This window comes from Flagellimonas marina, from assembly GCF_042651185.1.
GTDB lineage: Bacteria > Bacteroidota > Bacteroidia > Flavobacteriales > Flavobacteriaceae > Flagellimonas > Flagellimonas marina.
Genome location: NZ_JBHSCL010000009.1, coordinates 201,748 through 218,187, shown reverse-complemented (window position 1 = coordinate 218,187; position 16,440 = coordinate 201,748). Strand labels below are relative to the sequence as shown.

The window sequence follows — 16,440 nt, the reverse complement described above, 5'->3', positions numbered from 1 at the left end:
AAAGTCAAATTGACTTTAAGAGTTCACAAATCGTCAACATTTTGAAATCAAAAAGTGGAAACCCCAATAAAACTAGGGGTCCGAGAGAAAAGTTCGATTCTTGCCGGGGCTACTTACTTCATTTCGCGAACACTTCCATCCAGATTGATAATCAGATAGCAATTTCTAAGGTTATTTGAATATATTTACTACTAAGAACCCCTCTCAAAACGTGATTGCTATGGAACGTTTGTATAGGATAGTCCTACTCTTTTTAGTTACATTACCGTATTTGGGTAAGGCCCAGAAAATGGAACCCAAGGATATTACCGTGTTGGTCAACAAGTTCAAGAACGACATTCGAGGGCCGTACAAGGACATCCGTTGGTTCTGCACCGATGGAAGTATTCGTGCACCTAAAGATCCTTGTCCAGATGAGATTGGTCCCGGCGTACAGCATGCCCGTTACAAGGATGAGGTTGTGGCTTTGGCGAAATCAAACCACATTTATCTAGGCCAAATTTTGGCCTATACGGAAAAGGAACCTTTTTGGGATGCCGAAAATGACCATTCGCGACTCAAACAGTATCAACTCGATAAATATTTGAAGAGTGTGGACAATGGTTGGATCAACCAAAAAGGGCAATTTTACCGCGGTGCAATCCAGGCCGAGGATGAGGAAGCTTGGGGGATTGAGTTTTATAAATGGCTTTTAACGAAGGATGAAATTCTGAAGAACGAGTATTTTTTGGTCCGACAATCTCTAAAAGATATTCCCCACAACGGTGATGACAATGTGGCCCAAAAGATGCGGAGCGAATCCAAAGTGATTTCCGATTTGTATCTGCCGTTTATGGATTTAAGAGTAAAGATTCACAGTCAACCTGAAGAAGGTGACATTCAAAAAGTGGTTCGTTTCAAGCAGGCGCACAGCACCAAACTGACTTCTGACATTTCCAAGAAAATAGACGAATTGGTGGCCACCATGAGGGAATTCCACAAGCCGGTTGATATATCCGCACTGCCCAAAATTGCACCATTGGTCAAAGACACCACTTTGGGCAACTCCATTCAGGCTTTTGCTTCCAATTCGGCATTAGTGGAAAGTCCAAAGTTGCTATTGGAGCAGGCTTCGCAACTCTTGTTTGACATCAGAAATGGTCTTTTGGATGAGAAAAAGCCTTTGGCACGACTCCAGCTGTTGGATGTTTCCCTAAAACTTGAAGAAATCGTATTCAAGAGTTCGTCCGACTATCAACCCAAAACCTTAAAGGAACTCTTGCATAAAATCTGCTATTTAGGCATGGCTGTAACCGGTTCGGGCTATTTGGAGCAATGGGAATGGAACCAATTGGCCAGTGATTTAACCAATTACGAAGCTCAAGAACGTTCACTTGGCGAATTGACCGAAATTTTGAATCGGGCAAGGTCTGCCGTGGAGTGGAGCGCAGCCATGGTCAAGGCCAATTATGATGGCATTGTCAACGAATATGTGGCTTTTGAACCCCTAGCTGCTGGTTTTGTGGACGATAAAATCCGCGGTTCGGTGGCACTTCACTTGGGTCAAAGTGTGGGAGAATTGGGGAATCTTATTTCAACAGAATCCCAATTGGCGAACAAAGTGATGGACTTGCAGAACCAAAGTACCATTCGGGGTCTTAATCCAGGCTATGCCTTTGGGGAATTGGTGGTTGTGGGGGGCAGTTCCGATGATATTGAAGTTTCATCGGATAAAATCTACGTGTTCCAACGTCCGCCATCCGATTTAAAACCGGTTGCAGGCATCGCCACCGTCGCCGAAGGAAATATGGTGTCCCACGTGCAATTATTGGCCCGTAATCTGGGAATTCCTAATGCTGCCCTATCGGATGAAAACCTGCAAAACCTTAAAAAGTATGATGGCACTCGGGTGTTTTACGCGGTTTCCAACAAAGGAAATGTTATCCTGAAACCCGAAAACCAAATGACCTCGGAAGAAGTGGCCCTTTTTGCCAAAAAAGAACGCAAGGAAGAACGCATCGAAGTGCCCATTTCACAAATCCGGTTGGATGAAAACAATGTTTTGAACATGCGAAATGTGGATGCCGATGATTCTGGAAAATTATGCGGCCCCAAAGCCGCCAATTTGGGTCAGCTCAAAAAAATGTTTCCAGAAAAAGTCGTGGAGGGCCTGGTAATCCCATTTGGAATTTTCAGGACACACATGGACCAAAACATGCCCGGTCAAGAGGGCTCGTATTGGCAGTTTTTGACGAAGATGTTCCAAGAGGCCAACCGGATGACTGCCTCTGGCATATCCGAAAAAGAAGTTGAAAACTACCAATTGCGACAATTGGAGACCCTTCGGGATGCCATCAAAAAAATGCCACTGCAAGGCAGTTTTGTGAATCAATTGGAAAAGGGATTCAAAGAAGTTTTGGGTTCTGAATTAGGCACCGTTCCCGTGTTCCTTCGCAGTGACACCAATATGGAAGATTTAAAGGATTTTACAGGTGCAGGGTTAAATCTCACCATCTTCAATTCGGTGGATAAAGAAAAAATCTTGGCTGGCATTAAGGATGTTTGGGCATCTCCATATACCGAACGAAGCTTTAAATGGCGTCAGAAATATTTGCTGAATCCCGAAAACGTGTTTCCATCTATTTTGGTCATTCCCAGTGTGGATGTCGACTATTCCGGGGTTTTAATCACCAAGGGAATCAGTTCGGGAACGGATGAGGACCTGACCGTTGCGTTTAGCCGGGGTGCTGGTGGCGCGGTTGATGGCCAAGCTGCGGAACAATACCTCATCAAAGATGAAGGAGGGTATACTTTATTGGCCCCTGCTCGGGAACGATTTTACAACAGTCTGCCCAAAACAGGTGGCACCGAGAAGAAACAAGCCACTTTTCAAGACCGAGTGCTGAATGAGCGGAACATCAGGGAAATCCGGGAGTTGGCCCAAACCATTCGGGAACGGGTGCCCAAAGAGACAAATTCGGATTACGAAGGTGCTTATGATGTAGAACTGGGCTTTAAAGATGATAAGTTGTGGCTCTTCCAAATCCGGCCTTTTGTGGAAAACAAAAAGGCGTTGGGGTCCACCTATTTGGAGTCCATCACCCCAAAAATCGACCTTAATAAACGCATTTCACTTTCCAAAAAACTGTAAATGAAAAAGATACTTACTTTAGGATTTTTAGGTTTGATGGGATTAGGATTCACGGAATTTGTGGAATATCCCATCGATGGGTATGAGCGTACTGGAATAAAACGACTCAAACGACTGGAAATGATCAAGAACGGGGAACTGAAGGAGACTTCTACTCCGTTACCGGAAGGCGCCAAAAAATCATGGGAAGACATCCAATTGAACCTTCGCTCCAGAAAAGAGGATAGCGTGGGAAGCTTTTTTGTGGTAGATGAATCCTTTCAAAAGGATATTGGCGCATTGTTCCGAGGGCTTGACAAAAGCTATTCCCTAACGATTTTGGATATTTCCGACCCTGACAGTGTCCGGTATGCCGAACGAAACAAAAATTTAGGTTATCAGCCGGGAAGTGTGGGTAAACTGGCAGTACTTGTGGCACTTTTTGAGCAGTTGGCCAAAATTTATCCTGATTCCTTCGAGCTGCGTACCCAATTGCTGAAAAACAAAGAGGTAAAAGCTGGCGTATGGGGCCTGACAGACACTCATACAATTCCAATTTTCAATATTGAAAAAAATACCCTGGTCAAGCGTCAGGTGATTGCCAGCGATGTGTTCAGCCTGTATGAATGGGCAGACCACATGCTTTCCGTGAGCAACAACGGAGCCGCGAGCATTGTGTGGCGCGAGGCACTTTTAATGGCTGCTTTCGGTGAAAAATATCCCGAATTGACCGAAGAAGAGGCCATGGCCTATTTTAAGGAAACCCCAAGAAAAGAGTTGACCGATTTGGCCAATGACGTGGTCAATCTTCCCCTTCGTGATTTGGGTATAACCACGGATGAATGGCGGTTGGGAAGTTTCTTCACCTCTGGGGCCAACACCTATGTGGGTGATAAAGGCGGAAGTATTGGTACGCCGTATGGTTTGATGAAATTTTTGGTACAACTCGAGCAAGGCAAAGTCATCGATGAGGCCAGCAGTCTAGAGATGAAACGCTTGATGTACATGACCGATAGACGGATTCGCTACGCGCAATCGCCAACCTTGAAAGAGGCCGCCGTGTATTTTAAATCAGGGAGTCTCTACAAATGTGATCGAAGCAAAGGGGAGGAATGCGGAAAATATATGGGCAATGTTCAAAATTTTATGAACTCTGTCATTATTGTGGAACACCCAGACAATTGCAGGTATATGGTGGTGTTGATGACCAACGTCCTTCGGAAAAACTCAGCTTCAGACCATATGTATTTGGCTTCAGCCATTGACAAGATTGTTAGGAAAGGTTGATTTCTTCTAGGGCTTTTTGGGCAAAATCCTTGATTTTTGGGTTGTTATCCGTAATGAATCGTTCCAACAACGGTTTAAACCGACTGTCTTTTTGTTTTCCGATGAGGTAGATTACGGCCAGTTTCAGGTTAATGTCCGGAACGTTCAGTAATTGCTCAAAACACTCCACTTCACTGGGGATACTGTGTTTTATTTTTTGGATGGCCTCTTCGGATGAAAAGTCCATGGTGGCTTCCTCAATGATGGGCAAAAGCTTTTGCTTGAGATTTCCGGTGAGAAGATTGTCCAAAAACTCAATGGCCTTGTTTCGTGCTTCTTCCTTGGGGCTCAAAAGTCCCAAATAAGCATTTTGCACGTCTTCCTGCACGTATTTCAACCCCAAAAGTTTAAATATTCGCTCCAAACCCGAATCTAGCCTTCGTTCCAAAAGCTCCAACAACGAAGCGCGGGCATCTCTTTCTTCGGAATCGACCGTGGCTCCTGATTTTTTCCGGTTTCTGTATGAGATAATAATCTGCGTGTGCATGGCCGAAAGTGTCTGGTGGTACAGTTTGCATTCGTCAAAAATCTTGGCCACGATTTTAAACCGATTGAATCGTAAAGTAGGCCGTTCTTTTCGGATGTCGCTGAGGGCACGGACCACTTCCAACCGAATGCTGAGATCAACATCATCAAACAACTGAAACAATGAATGAACCGCTTCCTTGGACATAAACGACTTTATGACCAATGGCACAAATCGGCAAACATCAAGACTTACCGTACGATTTTTTACCTGTGAAACCAAAATAGGCAGAATGCCCGGACCATAAGTATTCAAGGCCTCAATGGCCAACGGTCGCATTTTTTTATGGGGGAGCAAATGCAATAATGTATTGATGAACATGGGTCGCATGCTAATGCCAGCGGCAATAATGGCCGCTTTTTTAAGTTCATCATCCTTGCTCTCAAGGCTCTCCATGATTACTGGATAATATTGCGGATAACCCGAAGTGGCAATGGCCTTTAAAACCAATGCATTTATGGAGTGTTCCTTTTGGGCCAATCGCTTTTCCAGCCTTCCGGCCAAATCATACCTTGATTTCAGTGTCACGTTGCCAGCACTTTCCAATGCTAAACAATAGAGGGCCGTATCCCGAATCAATTCGCTTTCCGAATCCAAAAAATGGTCAAAAATATGTTCCTCGTTTTGGTCCGAATGCAATAAAAGATACTCAAAAGTGGCCAAGGTCAATTCTTCATCATCATACCCTAAAAGTTCATTAATGTTGACCACCATGGTGGCGCTATTCAAAAAATAAAGGTTGCGCATGGCAGCAGCTTTCACTTTTAGCGAAGGATGATCTAACAATCTTATTACATCATCCAAAAACCGTCTATCGTTGATCTCCATCAACTTGTTGAGCATGAAAAGGAGTTGCTCTTCGCTTCCGGTTGAAAAAACGCTTTTCATTCCCTCAACTACAGAAACTTTTTTCACCTTTTCGGAGGAAATGTTGATTGTTTTATCTGCCGTGTTTTCCAGATTCTTTTTGAAGGTGGCATAATATTCCTTGCGCAAAACTCCCACAAAGAATATCCAAATCAGAACCAGCCCTATAATCAATAGGGTAATGCTCATGGTGCCAAGGTTGAGCCCACTGACAAAGAAAATAAGTAGCAAGCCAGCAAAACCTGTGGCAATGCTGTCCACGACAACATCAATAAAGGATTTTGTGCGATTTTTTAGCTCGAAGGGCAAGGGGAGCGCCAACAATTCCGAAGCACTTTTATTGATGGATTGTTTCAAGACCCCATCCATGGCCTTAATGGCCACAATGGCGGACAATTCAGGCAATATCAAGAAAAAAACTGCACCAAAAAGGATGCCCAAGGGCAATAAAAGCAAGGAAAACCCAACTCCCCAAATGCCCACGATTCGGTGGGTGAGGAAAAGCTGTACGGCGAGTGACAATAAATTGAAGGAGGAAAACCAAAAGGCCAAGAAAGAGGTAAGTTCCTCTGGGTCTTCAATGGCTTTGGCGGCAAAATCACTGAAGAGGTAATCCACCAATTTTGCGACCAAAACACCAACGGCCACGGTTAGGGCCATGTAGGTAAGATGCCGGGATTTTTTGATCAATTTATACGGATGGCCATCGGTGGATGAGATTCGCTTTTTCTGTTTAAACTCATCCAACTTGTTCACCCGAAGTTTCCAAATAAAATTGAGTAGGGGAAAGCAGCCGACCAGCAAAATGGCTGCTATGAATATCATCACTTCGTTGCCAAAGAGCGGAGCAAAAATAGAGGTGAGGTAGCCCCCAAAAATTCCACCCAAAATCGCCCCTGAGCCTATAAAACCAAAAAGTCGTTTTGCATCCCTCACATTAAAGACCAAATTGGCCATGACCCAAAATTGTGAAGCGGACAACACTGCGTAAATGGCCACCCAGATGTAGAAAAAGAAGAGCAAATAGGTGTTCATCAGTCCCAATTTCAACAAGCTTCCCAGCGCTACAAGGACAACAATTGAAGTGGACAGCGTGGTTTTTATGATGTGATTCAGCTCAAACTTTGTTAATACACGGGTGTAGAACAGGGAGCTAAAAACAGCCGTAATGGCAACCAGTACGTAGGCAATGGACAATTTTTCGGCACCCAATTCAGAAAGGAAAAGTGCGTTGATGGTTGGTTTAATGATCAACAGCACAGATATGATCAGAAAGATGTAACAAAACATAAAAAGGGAAATTTTGTATTCCCCTTTTCTGATATCAAAAAAGTTATTTGCTATTCTATAGATCATTGGTCAAAGCGCTATCCAATGACTAAATTTCGGTTTTTTTCAATACTTTCTCCACCGGCTTGACCAAATTTCGGATAATTTGTTCCCCATCGGGGTCATCAATGAGGGCCACCAAGATGTAACGTCGATTGGGGTCTTTTCCCCAGACCAAAATGGAATCGGAGTGATAGGTCTTCCATGACCCAGATTTTCGGAATAGACGCGCGCTTGGGGCAATGACTTCCAAGGTGTTCACAAATTTGTGATGAAGTTCTGGGTGTTCCATGATGTTCAACATCTGTTTGGACCTTTTTTCATTCACCAATTTTCCATTGGCCAGCAAATAGTAAAAGCGGCAAACCTGGGTCACCGATGCAGCATGACTCAGTTGTTTTAACGGCTCTCTGTGGGTGTCACCACCACCGCCATAACGTTTCCCAACCCAAAGGCCACCTCCTTTGTGTTCATCATAAAACGCATATTTGGGGTCGGTCATTACAGATTCTATTTTAGCATATCCAATACGGTCAATCATTCGGGTGGAAGCAGCATTGTCCGATTTACTGATCATCAATCGCATATCCTTTTTCACCTCTACAGTTTCTACCAGTTCTCCCTTTTCAATAGCATCCATGGCGGCTAAAAGAATGGCAATTTTGGGCAGACTGGCGGCGTACATCATATGGTTACCATTGATTCGTGCAAATCTTACTTTTTCAGGATTGCTAAGGTCCACGATGCCGATGGCCATTTTCTTTTGGGAAATTAAATGGGACCAGACTTCATTACTTAATATTTCTTCTTCCAAGTTGACTTGAAGCGAAGTATCCACCAATTTTGTCAGTGGTTTAATGTTTTCACTCTTTATCTTCAATGGGAGGGTTTGCTGTCCTGAAATTGAAGGGCACAGCGTAAAAAGTAAAATTATGAGCAGGATGTTCCTCATTAAAATACGGTGTATTAAAAACTAGTCAAAAGTATATAATCCAATAACACACAGGATGTTAAAAATATTTTTTTAACCAAAATGAAATAGCGAGCAATTGTGCGGTTTGTAAGCAAGATTTGAAATTGAAATGTTAAAAGTTGACACAAAACTGCTTTTCTAAGATGCTCGTGAAGGGGCTTACAGGAAAAGATCTGTTCCTGTCCAAACCACTTTTCCCATTCTTCCTTACCTTAGTGCAAAACTTGCTGTATGGAGACCAAAATCAAGAATGTTTTTAGGGAAGGAGCCATTTCTCCTGAGTTTATCGCCAATTCCATCGCAAAACACCAATCCAAGACCCAAATTGGGGCGCACGATATCTTTTTGGGTCAGGTTAGGGCGGATGTAATTGGAGGTAAAACCGTTTCGGCCATTGAGTACACCGCCTATGAGACTATGGCCAATCAAAAATTTCATGAGATTAGGGAGAGTACTTTTTCAAAATATGAGATTACCTGTATGCATATCTACCACAGTTTGGGAAAAGTAAACACTGGGGAGATTTGCCTCTTTGTCTTTGTGTCTTCACCCCATAGACGTGTGGCTTTTGAAGCGTTGGAATATGTGGTGGAAGAAATTAAGGCCCACGTTCCCGTTTTCGGCAAAGAACTTTTTGAGGATGATTCCTATCAATGGAAAGTTAATACATAGCTCATGGTAGATATTACGCAAAAACAATCCACCCATAGAACTGCCGTGGCCCAAGCTATTGTTAAGGTCAGTAATATATCGACTATTGAAGCCATAAAAAACGGGACTGTTCCCAAAGGTGATGTGCTTTCCATGAGCAAGGCCGCCGGTTTTTTGGGCGTAAAGAAGACGTCAGATCTGTTGCCCGATTGTCATCCACTTCCTGTGGAGTATTGCGGCATAGAATACGAAATGGACGGTCTGGATGTTAAAATTCTGATTACCGTAAAGACATTTTACAAGACAGGGGTGGAAGTGGAAGCCATGCATGGCGCCAGTGTGGTGGCCCTTACCATGTACGATATGCTCAAGCCCATTGATAAGGGTGTGGAAATACATCAAATAAAACTACTCAAGAAAACAGGTGGTAAATCTGATATAGATGTAACATAATTTTTTTTGTTAATTTTTTTGTAGCAAATACTTTTATTCTACTTTTAGATTAGTCACCCGATAATCCCACTGCTATGAATAACCTCAAACGTGTAATTGTCGATTATAAAAAATTGACCCCCGAAGTCCTGAAGCTGTTGGTGGATAAATACCCTGATGGCTATGGCGACAATGATGTCATCAATTTTAGAAACCTAAAAGGTGAGTGGGTGGAGGCTGTAGAGGTTTCAACCGACGATACCAAATATTTGGTCAAGATCAGTTCCAAATTGGAACACACCATGGCCAACTATGACGATGACGACGAAGATGATGACCTGGATACCGAAGATTTGGGAAAACTCCCAGATGATGACGATGAAGACTTTTCCAATTCTGATGAAGAGGAGTAAACTATCCCTCTTTCTTTAAATTGCTAAGCATTTCTGAAGAAGTTTGATCCAAATCAAATTCAGGTTTCCAGCCCCAATCCGTTTTGGCCAAGGAATCATCAATGCTACTGGGCCAAGAATCCGCTATTTTTTGTCTAAAATCAGGAGCATAACTGATTTTGAAATTGGGAATATGTTTTTTGATGCTTTCCGCCACATCTTCTGGAGTAAAGCTCATGCTTCCCAAATTGTAGGATGATCTTACGGCCAGATTCTCCGCTGGACTTTCCATGAGCTGAATGGTGGCCCTAATGGCATCATCCATATACATCATGGGCAATTTAGTGTCCCTGTCCAAAAAAGATTGGTATTCTCCTTTCTTCAAGGCTTCATGGTAAATTTCAACTGCGTAGTCGGTGGTTCCGCCACCAGGCATGGTCTTCCAACTGATTAAACCGGGATAGCGCACACTGCGCACATCCACACCAAATTTTTTAAAATAATATTCGCACCACCGTTCCCCAGATTGTTTACTTATACCGTATACCGTACTAGGCTCCATAATGGTACTTTGAGCTGTGTTTTCCTTGGGGGTATTTGGCCCAAAAACAGCAATACTCGAAGGCCAGAATATTTTGGTGATTTTACCTTCTTTCGCCAAATTCAACACATTGAAAAGTGAACTCATATTAAGGTTCCATGCGCGCATAGGAAACTTTTCGGCGGTTGCACTGAGCATGGCGGCCATGAGATACACTTGGTCAATCTCATAATGCATCACCACATCCTCAATGGCGGCATAATTGGTGGCGTCCAACAATTCAAACGGGCCAGATGCCATTAAAGCATCACTTCCCTCCCTAATGTCGCTTGCCACCACTCCTTCGGCGCCGTATTTATTTCGTAGTTCAATGGTGAGTTCCGTTCCTATTTGGCCACATGCGCCAATAATGAGAATAGGTTTTTGCATTAAAATTGAAGTTAATTGCGTTTGATGGCAAAGATACCCTTTATTAAAATTTGTACATTCGCCTATGCGAAAATTGTTAGGCTTATTGATTGTTTTTTTAGTCCTCTTCGGATGCAAAACCAATGAAGAAGATGCTCAGGAGCCCCAGGGCACCGAACTTGTTTTTGAGTATCAAAGAATGCCTGAAAAACTTGCTATAAATCCTGAAGCCACTGAAATTGTAAAAAATTGGAAAGAGTTCACCTCGTTTGCTGCAAGCATCGATGTGCTCTACAAGGCAACCAACAATGAAGACCTCAGTTTGGCTATTGACGATCTAATTGAAAAAGAAAAAAAACTTGCTGAGGGCACGTATCCAGAATTGTTCGACACTTTTCAGGTGAAGAGTAGGCAACGGGTATTGAAAACCTACATGTACAAGGTGAAGGCGAGTATTTTAGAAAATCAGGAAACCACTACACCTACCATTGAAATGCTTGAAGCTTACAATGCCATGCGAAAACAATTCAATGTAATCGTGAACAGTCAACTGGACAAAGAATTAATATTGGATGAAAACTAAAATTTTATTTATGTTGGGATTTTTCATGGTACTTGGTGCCATGGCCCAGGATATCGAGGAAGAAAAAATAAATACAGTTTTGGATGGTTGGCACTTGGCTGCCGCCAATGCTGATTTTGAAGCGTATTTTGGAAAGATGACCAATGATGCTGTTTTCATTGGGACAGATGCCATGGAAAATTGGCAAAACAAAGAATTCAAGGCGTTTTCCAAGCCTTATTTTGATCTAGGCAAAGCTTGGAGCTTTACATCGGTGCAGCGAAATATCTATATCAATAAAGCTAAGGACTTTGCTTGGTTTGATGAGTTATTGGATACCCAAATGAAAATCTGTAGAGGCTCTGGAGTGCTCAGAAAAGAAAATGGGCAATGGAAATTGCCCATTATGTGCTTTCAATTACAGTGCCCAATGAAAATGTGGACGAACTTGTCCAAATCAAGGAAGAAAAGGATGACACACTCCTCCTTGAACTGAAAAAGAAGCAGTGATTATTTGTTGCCGCCCTCTCCCTCGGGTTTTTCCTTGCGGGATTCCAAGGCCTGTTTGCTCAAACTGGCCAGATTAAAATTGGGGTCTATCTTTAGGGCTTCATCTATGGATGTTATGGCCGCATCAATATTGTTCTTGTCCATATTATATGTGACCAATCCCTTCAAGTGATGAAAAGCGGCCTTTAGAGGAACTTCGTAGGGTTGTTGTCTTTCGTAAAAAGCATATGTCATGCCTTCTTGGGCATTGTTAATGCCATAATCTATGTTTGACAAGGCTCCTGAATTGTCTCCAACTTGAATTTTAAGGTCCGCCAATTCGTAGGCTAAATACGCCGATGGCTCTCTTTTGTATAGAATCTCAAAATGTTCCAAAGCCCTTTTAGGTTGGTTCAATGCCTTCAAAGAAACAGCCTTTACTTGCACGGCAAGGTCCGAGTCGGCCTCATTCTTATCAATACCGATAGTATTCAGGGCCTGCATGTGCTGGTTATTGTTCATGTAGACAAAGGCCAGTGTATCTCTTCGCTCTGTGGAGGGTGAGAGTACATTTAAATGGGTCAATGCCCCTATTACGCCAGTAACATCGCCTTGCATACGCATTTCTTGGTAATACGCCTTGTAGTGGTCCAAAAGTTCGTTTTTGGTCTGGGAAATTCCACTAAAGCCCGCAAGCAACAGTAATAAGAGTAGTGTCTTTTTCATTCATCTTCAATTTAGTGCGCCAAAACTAAAAAAATTATCCATATCATCCTGTTAATAATCCCATAAGTATCAGGATATAATGGAGGTGGTAAAGGAATGCCCCTTTTCCAGAAAATTTTTACTGATTACAACCTTGGCCTTACTATGGGTGTCATCCACTTGATATGGAGGTAAGGGTAGCCCCCTTTTTGTTGCTTCTGAATTATAATATTCAATTTTAGGAGGGTGAAAAGGATTGACACCATTGAATACCTCACCCCAGTATTTGTTTTTGAGAATGATGCTGATGATATGGATGCAATCTTCCAGATGGATAAGGTTGACCGGGTCGTTCCCATTGGTAAGATGTTGTTTTTTGGACAACATGGTCACAGGATGCCGGTCTGGGCCAATGAGTCCGCCAAACCGAATAATTGTGGTTGAGATGTGGGGGTCACTCAAAAAAAGTTCCTCAGATTGCACCAACTGTTTCCCAGATTCAGTCACTGGGTTTGGCAAAGTTTGCTCGGTAACCTCACCTTCCAAATTTCCGTAGACCGAAGTACTGCTCACAAAAATGACCTTTTTCACACCACTTTTTTGGATTTCGCCATGCAAGAGCTCCATTTTATCTATGAAACTTTCATTTTGACTACCTCTTAATCGCGGTGGCACATTAATGATGAGCACATCAATCTGGGACAAAAAACCTTGAATATCCCCGTGGATTTTGGTGGGCTTTACACTAATTTTAAAGGGATGTACCCCTTCCTTTTCCAATGCGTGCAGTTTATCTGCTGAAGTTGTGGTTCCAAATACCTTATAGGAATCCTTTAAGAGTCGTTTTGCCAAAGGTAATCCTAGCCATCCACAACCCAATACGCCAATTTTTTCACTCAAACTTTATGGTTTTTATGGTCAAGATAGCATCATTTAAGACAAAAGGCATGGGAATGCTGTTTTCCGGCCTTTTTGGGATACTGAAATCCTTGTGAGATAGGAGGTCGTTGGATGCCTCATAAAAAGAAAGCTCCAAAACCGAATCCTTTGGAAAACTCAGTTCCAATTCGGTGAAATCATTATTGGTGACATAGTGCGTAATCAATTTGTTTCTCCTTTTCTGCAAGAATTCATCGGATAATTGAATGCGATTCGCCTTTGCCGAAGTTAAAGCGATGGAGTTGGTGTACACATCAAGTCGGTTGACATCCCGTTTTGGTGTGACACAGATTTCAACAACACGATTCTCGCCAATAATGGTGTCCCTCACTGTGTCTATCCAAGGAGGGGTGATTTCTTTTTTGGGAGCCTCTGCAATATAGGTGAGCTTTGTGGCATATTTGCTTGATAAAGTCTTGTACTCATCGGGTCCGGGTACTCGCTTTTCATTTCCTAGAAATTGATTGTTCCAACCAATCAGACTATGATCATAGGTGCCCCAAATGGCAGCATTCTCATCGGCATTGTACACATATAACAGGCTGCTGGGTTTGGGTCGCTCTTCATTGAAATGGGAGCTGAGATGACTGGATATGCCAAAGACCATAAATAAAAATAGGAACAAGTATGCCAAGGTACTCTTGTTTTTAAGTTGACTGAAGAAGGGGAGCACCAAAAAGAACAACAACGTTGTGAATACGGTTGCAGCCACCATCATTTTCAAACCCAACCCAACAGGAAACATTTTTATGAAGGGAGAATACAGAAACACGGCGGGCAATGCTAGAAAAACCAGCAAGAATGAGTTGGGTTCATCTTGGTTGATGCTAACCATGAAAGCGGCCAACAATCCAAATAGCGGAACCACAAAAAAGCTGGCCCCTGGTAAATAGTAGGATGCCAAGCCGCAGATAATCAACCAAATAACAATGGGAGCGACCAAAAGATTTGGCGTGCTGGTTTTTCGGAATTGATGGTACATCCAAAAACAGATGGACACTGAAAGCATCACATAGACTACAATATAGGCATGTCCATTATACGTAAAACCATGGAGTATGTCCTTAAAACCAGGATACCACCATGTGATTATGGTCCAACAGAAATAACCAATGACGCCATTGATGACCAAAGTGAGCAAAACTGGGATAAAACCTTTAAAAATGTCCTTTAATTGGAGTTTCTTTTTCCGGAGCCCATCAAAAAGTAGCAGAAGAAAGGCCAATACAGCGAGAGCGAACATGGGCCAAATCCAATCAAACGGATAAGAGATCAATCTAAAAAAAGGCAGATTGAAATACACATAATCATCCAAACTTTTGAGATTGTTTAGGTCAGCATTCGAAAAATAATGCAAAAGCGGCATCAAATAACTGCCTTGGTGCGCCAAGGAAGTCCGGTCTAACCGTTCATAAGTGTCCAATGCCGTATGATAGTCGAAATGGTCATCAATGAAAGCAAAGTTAAATCCCTCTATATCACCATCTTCCCGAAAGACAGTAAGGTCTGTGTCATTCGGTAACATTTTGTAGATACTATACGCCAAGGAATTGGCCACCGGATATTTTGGATTGGCCTTGGTGAATTCCTTGATTAGCGTTCCATTGCCACGATTGGTCTCAATGAGCATGTAGCTGGGTCCACCGCTACCTCGTGCTTCAAAATTGAGCACCAGCCCCACATCTTTTGCCCATGGATGGTTGTTTACAAAAAGGTCTGCACCGTTAAGGCCCAGCTCTTCGGCATCGGTAAGAAGGATAATGATGTCATTTTTTGGAGTCTTGTTTTCAGCCAAAAAGGCCCTGATTCCCTCGAGAATGGTGGCCACTCCGCTTCCGGCATCACTGGCTCCATAGGAAGAGTGGGGGTTGCTATCATAATGGGATAGGACTAAAAGGGCTTTTCCGGCTTCAGAACCTTTTATTCGAGCTAAAATATTGGAGGCTTTGCTCAAGTTGCCCCAGTCACCTGCCGTATACCCTTCTTGGATGATGGTTTCCAAACCCATTTTTTTGAGTTCGGCAATAATATAAGCTCGAACCCGGGCATGACCCGGAAAACCTACGGCATGGGGTTCAATGGAAATATTTTTAACATGGACCAAGGCCCGGTCTGTTGAAAATTCTTCTTGGGCAGAATCTTCATCAGCAGAATAGGAGGGCATCAATGAATTAAAGCTCCAATAGACCGCAAAAAAGAGGAGCAAAAGGGCAAGCGTGCGTGAAAATTTCATGATTTGGTTATGTTGGTATCTAAATGTATGAATTTATGAAAGGTTCGCACATTTTAACGTTAAAAATTAGACAATTCTCTAAAAAAGTTTATATTTATTGTTTAACTCTAAACAGTAACCCTATGGCTATCAAAAGTTTTCAAGGCGTACGATCCAAGGAGGAGTCCAAGAAAAAATACAACGCTCCTATTTTGGTAGAGGACTATATGACCAAAAAATTGGTCACTTTTTCCCCAGAACAATCCATTTTGGAAGTTATGGAGGCTTTTGCAAAGTACCATATTTCAGGTGGTCCTGTTTTGGATGGCAATGGATTCTTGGTTGGAATTATTTCCGAAGCGGACTGCATGAAGCAAATTTCAGAAAGCCGCTATTTCAATCAACCTATTTTGGACAAGAGTGTGGAACGCTTTATGACCAAAAATGTAGAGACCGTTCCGCATGACATGAGCATCTTTGATGCGGCCGGGGTCTTTGACAGGCACAACAGACGACGTTTACCCGTTATGAAGAATGGAATTTTAGTTGGACAGATCAGTCGTAAGGATGTTGTGATTGCCGCCCTAAAGCTTAGTGCTCAGAACTGGAAATAGTTTTCTTTTGTCATTCCCGCTTTACAATCATATAGTAATCATTGTCAAGCGGCAAATACCCTAAATCATATACAAAATAGTAGGTACTCCCCTTTTTGGTGGTGTACAGGTTGGTGATATACTCAAAATCGAAGCCTTTATCCATCAACTTCATTTTTGTAGTGGTGGTTTTACCTTCTTTTAGTGGAAAGCTGTCCAAAATACGATAGTTCTTCCGAAGCTTGTTGTTGATGTTTCGGACCAAGTTTTTGCTATCCTTGTTCAGACGGTTGTTGTAGGCATTGCGACAATGGTCTGAGCAGTATTTTTGGTCCACCCTTCCCAATAGCTTTGCGCCACATTCCAAGCATTTTCTTTCATCCATG

At 42.6% G+C, this 16,440-nt stretch carries 14 protein-coding genes and 1 pseudogene; 8 read left to right on the top strand and 7 right to left on the bottom strand.

Annotated features, from left to right (window positions below; all coding sequences use genetic code 11):
• The first annotated feature begins 220 nt into the window (after positions 1-220).
• Both ACFOWS_RS14830 and ACFOWS_RS14825 read left to right on the top strand, forming a co-directional pair.
• On the top strand, positions 221-3,130 hold the full coding sequence (locus ACFOWS_RS14830) for a PEP/pyruvate-binding domain-containing protein (RefSeq protein WP_379766116.1): 2,910 nt from the start codon (positions 221-223) through the stop codon (positions 3,128-3,130).
• The gene (locus tag ACFOWS_RS14825; protein ID WP_379766113.1) at positions 3,131-4,396 is read left to right on the top strand and encodes a serine hydrolase; all 1,266 of its coding nucleotides are present in this window, start codon (positions 3,131-3,133) and stop codon (positions 4,394-4,396) included.
• Here ACFOWS_RS14825 and ACFOWS_RS14820 read toward each other — a convergent pair.
• On the bottom strand, positions 4,383-7,118 hold the full coding sequence (locus tag ACFOWS_RS14820; RefSeq protein ID WP_379766110.1) for a hypothetical protein: 2,736 nt from the start codon (positions 7,116-7,118) through the stop codon (positions 4,383-4,385). The genes ACFOWS_RS14825 and ACFOWS_RS14820 overlap by 14 nt on opposite strands.
• An 88-nt stretch (positions 7,119-7,206) precedes the next feature.
• Positions 7,207-8,037 carry a serine hydrolase gene (locus ACFOWS_RS14815; protein ID WP_379766107.1) on the bottom strand — a complete coding sequence of 277 codons (831 nt, stop codon included), beginning with the start codon at positions 8,035-8,037 and terminating at the stop codon, positions 7,207-7,209.
• Positions 8,038-8,361: 324 nt separating this feature from the next.
• Between ACFOWS_RS14815 and ACFOWS_RS14810 the strand changes: the two genes are divergently transcribed.
• The 3 genes from ACFOWS_RS14810 (at position 8,362) to ACFOWS_RS14800 (ending at position 9,626) form a co-directional block, all read left to right on the top strand.
• Positions 8,362-8,802, top strand: coding sequence for a molybdenum cofactor biosynthesis protein MoaE (locus ACFOWS_RS14810; protein WP_379766104.1), 441 nt, complete (start codon positions 8,362-8,364; stop codon positions 8,800-8,802).
• Between the two features lie 3 nt (positions 8,803-8,805).
• Complete coding sequence (gene moaC, locus ACFOWS_RS14805; RefSeq protein ID WP_379766101.1) at positions 8,806-9,234, top strand: cyclic pyranopterin monophosphate synthase MoaC; 429 nt, start codon at positions 8,806-8,808, stop codon at positions 9,232-9,234.
• Between the two features lie 74 nt (positions 9,235-9,308).
• Positions 9,309-9,626, top strand: a complete 318-nt coding sequence (locus tag ACFOWS_RS14800) for a hypothetical protein (protein WP_366586567.1) — start codon at positions 9,309-9,311, stop codon at positions 9,624-9,626.
• Position 9,627: 1 nt separating this feature from the next.
• On the opposite strand, the gene ACFOWS_RS14795 is transcribed toward ACFOWS_RS14800, so the two are convergent.
• Positions 9,628-10,575, bottom strand: coding sequence for an NAD-dependent epimerase/dehydratase family protein (locus tag ACFOWS_RS14795; protein WP_379766097.1), 948 nt, complete (start codon positions 10,573-10,575; stop codon positions 9,628-9,630).
• A gap of 64 nt (positions 10,576-10,639) precedes the next feature.
• Here ACFOWS_RS14795 and ACFOWS_RS14790 point away from each other — a divergent pair, with 64 nt between their 5' ends.
• Both ACFOWS_RS14790 and ACFOWS_RS14785 read left to right on the top strand, forming a co-directional pair.
• The gene (locus ACFOWS_RS14790) at positions 10,640-11,137 is read left to right on the top strand and encodes a hypothetical protein (RefSeq protein ID WP_379766094.1); all 498 of its coding nucleotides are present in this window, start codon (positions 10,640-10,642) and stop codon (positions 11,135-11,137) included.
• A pseudogene (locus tag ACFOWS_RS14785) lies at positions 11,127-11,626 on the top strand (nuclear transport factor 2 family protein). The gene ACFOWS_RS14790 and the pseudogene ACFOWS_RS14785 overlap by 11 nt, the downstream one beginning before the upstream one ends.
• Here ACFOWS_RS14785 and ACFOWS_RS14780 read toward each other — a convergent pair.
• The 3 genes from ACFOWS_RS14780 to ACFOWS_RS14770 all read right to left on the bottom strand — a co-directional run bounded on the left by ACFOWS_RS14780 (position 11,627) and on the right by ACFOWS_RS14770 (position 15,482).
• Positions 11,627-12,331 carry a hypothetical protein gene (locus tag ACFOWS_RS14780; protein WP_379766091.1) on the bottom strand — a complete coding sequence of 235 codons (705 nt, stop codon included), beginning with the start codon at positions 12,329-12,331 and terminating at the stop codon, positions 11,627-11,629. It lies immediately after the preceding pseudogene.
• A gap of 69 nt (positions 12,332-12,400) precedes the next feature.
• On the bottom strand, positions 12,401-13,210 hold the full coding sequence (locus ACFOWS_RS14775; protein ID WP_379766088.1) for an SDR family oxidoreductase: 810 nt from the start codon (positions 13,208-13,210) through the stop codon (positions 12,401-12,403).
• Positions 13,203-15,482: a M28 family peptidase gene (locus tag ACFOWS_RS14770; RefSeq protein ID WP_379766085.1), complete on the bottom strand. Its 2,280-nt coding sequence runs from the start codon at positions 15,480-15,482 to the stop codon at positions 13,203-13,205. The genes ACFOWS_RS14775 and ACFOWS_RS14770 overlap by 8 nt, the downstream gene beginning before the upstream one ends.
• Before the next feature lie 122 nt (positions 15,483-15,604).
• On the opposite strand from ACFOWS_RS14770, the gene ACFOWS_RS14765 reads away from it, so the two are divergent.
• Positions 15,605-16,075, top strand: a complete 471-nt coding sequence (locus tag ACFOWS_RS14765; RefSeq protein ID WP_366586585.1) for a CBS domain-containing protein — start codon at positions 15,605-15,607, stop codon at positions 16,073-16,075.
• A 10-nt stretch (positions 16,076-16,085) separates the two neighbouring features.
• On the opposite strand, the gene ACFOWS_RS14760 is transcribed toward ACFOWS_RS14765, so the two are convergent.
• On the bottom strand, positions 16,086-16,439 hold the full coding sequence (locus tag ACFOWS_RS14760) for a hypothetical protein (protein WP_366586587.1): 354 nt from the start codon (positions 16,437-16,439) through the stop codon (positions 16,086-16,088).
• Between the last annotated feature and the right edge of the window lies 1 nt (position 16,440).

What these genes read in the sequence shown, in the direction of transcription:
- ACFOWS_RS14795 (WP_379766097.1), bottom strand. Translation starts at nt 10,575, where the DNA reads ATGCAAAAACCTATTCTCATTATTGGCGCATGTGGCCAAATAGGAACG.
- ACFOWS_RS14810 (WP_379766104.1), top strand. Translation starts at nt 8,362, where the DNA reads ATGGAGACCAAAATCAAGAATGTTTTTAGGGAAGGAGCCATTTCTCCT.
- ACFOWS_RS14770 (WP_379766085.1), bottom strand. Translation starts at nt 15,482, where the DNA reads ATGAAATTTTCACGCACGCTTGCCCTTTTGCTCCTCTTTTTTGCGGTC.
- moaC (WP_379766101.1), top strand. Translation starts at nt 8,806, where the DNA reads ATGGTAGATATTACGCAAAAACAATCCACCCATAGAACTGCCGTGGCC.
- ACFOWS_RS14830 (WP_379766116.1), top strand. Translation starts at nt 221, where the DNA reads ATGGAACGTTTGTATAGGATAGTCCTACTCTTTTTAGTTACATTACCG.
- ACFOWS_RS14790 (WP_379766094.1), top strand. Translation starts at nt 10,640, where the DNA reads ATGCGAAAATTGTTAGGCTTATTGATTGTTTTTTTAGTCCTCTTCGGA.
- ACFOWS_RS14825 (WP_379766113.1), top strand. Translation starts at nt 3,131, where the DNA reads ATGAAAAAGATACTTACTTTAGGATTTTTAGGTTTGATGGGATTAGGA.
- ACFOWS_RS14760 (WP_366586587.1), bottom strand. Translation starts at nt 16,439, where the DNA reads ATGGATGAAAGAAAATGCTTGGAATGTGGCGCAAAGCTATTGGGAAGG.
- ACFOWS_RS14780 (WP_379766091.1), bottom strand. Translation starts at nt 12,331, where the DNA reads ATGAAAAAGACACTACTCTTATTACTGTTGCTTGCGGGCTTTAGTGGA.
- ACFOWS_RS14800 (WP_366586567.1), top strand. Translation starts at nt 9,309, where the DNA reads ATGAATAACCTCAAACGTGTAATTGTCGATTATAAAAAATTGACCCCC.
- ACFOWS_RS14820 (WP_379766110.1), bottom strand. Translation starts at nt 7,118, where the DNA reads ATGTTTTGTTACATCTTTCTGATCATATCTGTGCTGTTGATCATTAAA.
- ACFOWS_RS14765 (WP_366586585.1), top strand. Translation starts at nt 15,605, where the DNA reads ATGGCTATCAAAAGTTTTCAAGGCGTACGATCCAAGGAGGAGTCCAAG.